General features: G+C 81.2%; 1 protein-coding gene. It reads right to left on the bottom strand.

The features are described from left to right. On the bottom strand, positions 1 to 660 hold a 660-nt coding region (locus WCS02_RS20915), incomplete at both ends, for a DUF58 domain-containing protein (protein WP_340296228.1).

The following is a 660-nucleotide window of genomic DNA, read 5'->3' on the forward strand; positions in this document are numbered from 1 at the left end:
GTCGCGGCGCCGGTCGCCGTGGTCGCGGCGAGGGCCAGACGCAGGCGTTGCAGCTGCCGCCGCCCTCCGCCCGGCCGGACCGCCGCGGTGGGCACGGTGAGGTCCACCATGCCCACCCGGTCCCCCGCCCCGAGGTGGGCCGCGGCGAGAGCGACCGCCGTCGTCACGATGAGGTCGAGGCTGCTGCCCGGCGCCACCGCACCGCCGTCGGTCTCGGCCGGGGACGCCCAGCCGGCGACGTCCGCGTCCAGGTCGCCGCGGGTGTCCAGCAGCAGCACGACCTGGCCCTCGGCCTCGACCGTCGCCCGCCGGACGTGCACCTGCAGGCCGCCGGGGCCCTGCCCGCGGCGGGCGGTGGCGCGCCAGTCGACGTGGCGCAGCCGGTCGCCGGGCCGGAACTCCTCCACCGCGTGCAGGTCCGGGCCCTCCCCCGACCGGCGGGTGCGGTGGCGACCGACCACGGAGGTCGCGTGCGGCGGCAGCGGGCCGGCCCCGGCCGCCGTGACGGCGGGGACGACGAGGACCTCGTGCACCGGGCCGACGAGCGGCCCGACGACGGCGAGCCCGTCCGCGGCGACGAGCAGCGCGTCGGGCCGGGCGAGCAGCCGCCGCCCCCACGCCGTCGGCTCCGCCGTCGTGACCAGCGGGCGGCGGGAGCGC

The organism is Aquipuribacter hungaricus (assembly GCF_037860755.1).
In the GTDB taxonomy this organism is placed as follows: domain Bacteria; phylum Actinomycetota; class Actinomycetes; order Actinomycetales; family JBBAYJ01; genus Aquipuribacter; species Aquipuribacter hungaricus.